Origin of the sequence: Rubrivivax benzoatilyticus JA2 = ATCC BAA-35 (genome assembly GCF_000190375.1) — a bacterium.
GTDB lineage: Bacteria > Pseudomonadota > Gammaproteobacteria > Burkholderiales > Burkholderiaceae_C > Rubrivivax > Rubrivivax benzoatilyticus.
On record NZ_AEWG01000065.1, the window covers coordinates 1 to 1,424 of the forward strand.

The following is a 1,424-nucleotide window of genomic DNA, read 5'->3' on the forward strand; positions in this document are numbered from 1 at the left end:
GCGCGCCAGCGCAGCGCCAGCAGCCAGCCCAGCGGCGCGGCCATCGCCGCCTCCACGGCCAGCTTCAGCGCCGCCATCGGCGCGTGGTCGGTCGCCGCGAACAGCCAGCCGCACTGGCCGGAGCGCAGCTTGTCGGCCAGCTCGGCCGGCGACAGCAGCAGGTCGTAGGGGAACAGCGCCAGCGCCACCCAGGCCAGCGCGTACAGCTCCAGCAGCCGCGGCCCCCAGACCGGCAGGCCACCGGCCAGACCGGCGCGCAGCCGGCCCGCCGCCGCCAGCGCCAGCGGCGCCAGCACGATGCCCAGCCCGGCGCCGATGAACTCGGCCAGCAGGTCGTTCTGCGACACCGTGCGCGGCGGGAAGAAGAGCTGGGCGAACTCCACCGCCACCGCCAGCGCGGCCACCACGACGAAGGCCAGCCAGGGCGCCGCGCCACCGCCGCGCAGCGCCCGCGCCGACGCCGCCGCGAGCACGCCCAGCGGCAGGTAGAGCACGCCGTTGGCCACCCAGTCGGCGCGCGAGGCGACGTCCAGGTCGAGGAAGGGGATGCGCGAGAAGCGCGCCAGCGCGTCGGCGGGCGCCAGCGGCACGAAGTCCAGCGGCACCAGGCTGCCGTAGACGACGAAGAAGGCGTAGGCGGCGCAGGCCGCGATCAGACGGGAACGGTCGGACATTCGGGCCGCCGGGGGCCGCGGGGGACAGCGGGCGCCGAAGGCGGCCGCAGGATAGCCGTCAGCAGCCGGACTGGCCTTCCTTGACGGTCACGCTGGTGATCGTCGCCTGGTCGGACACCAGGGTGTACGTGCCACCGTTGGCACGGCAGACCGCCCAGGAGTAGGTGGCCGACGGGCCGTAGTTGTGCACCAGCAGCGTGTTGCTGCCACGATCCGTCAGGCTCCAGGTCCCGACCGGCGTACTGGGGTCCACCGGGTCGTTCGGGCCTTTCTTGTAGTCGATCAGCGCGCCCGACGTGTTGGTGGTGCCGCCCTGATGGAACTCCTGCCAGCGGTCACCGCCGCTGACCGCACACAAGGTGTTGCCCGCGATCTGGGCACGGATCTGAAGCTGGTTCAGCCGCGTCTGGCCGGCAGGACAGCTCTGCGCCGACACCGCCGCCGCGGCCAGCAGCAAGACCCCGGCGACGGCGCACTTGGACGATCTGGACATGCGAACCCCCTCGTTGCGGACCGCGGCAGTCTACGGTGGCCGGCATCGGCGTGGCAGGCTGCGCCACCCCCGGAAAGCGGGGCCTGCCGCGGGCGGTTCGTGCAGAACGCACGCGCCCCCCTGGCTACACTGCCCCGCGCCCCACGCCGGTGCTCCCGGCCGGGGCCGCCTTTGCCCGAGATGCACCCGGTCCCGCCCTTTCGCCGCCCCCGCCCGTGCCCGCCGCGGCCCGACCGCCGGCGCGTGCTCGCCGCGAT

General features: G+C 74.5%; 2 protein-coding genes. Both read right to left on the reverse strand.

All coding sequences use genetic code 11. The annotated features are described in order from the left end of the window. The coding region (locus RBXJA2T_RS07305; RefSeq protein ID WP_009856699.1) for a VanZ family protein at positions 1-674 on the reverse strand (674 nt) is incomplete at its 3' end. A 58-nt stretch (positions 675-732) separates the two neighbouring features. Further along, entirely contained in the window at positions 733-1,167 is a 435-nt protein-coding gene (locus RBXJA2T_RS07310; RefSeq protein WP_009856700.1) for a hypothetical protein, read from the reverse strand. Between the last annotated feature and the right edge of the window lie 257 nt (positions 1,168-1,424).

Excerpts from the sequence above, each read along its gene's own strand:
- RBXJA2T_RS07310 (WP_009856700.1), bottom strand. The coding sequence starts at position 1,167 with ATGTCCAGATCGTCCAAGTGCGCCGTCGCCGGGGTCTTGCTGCTGGCC.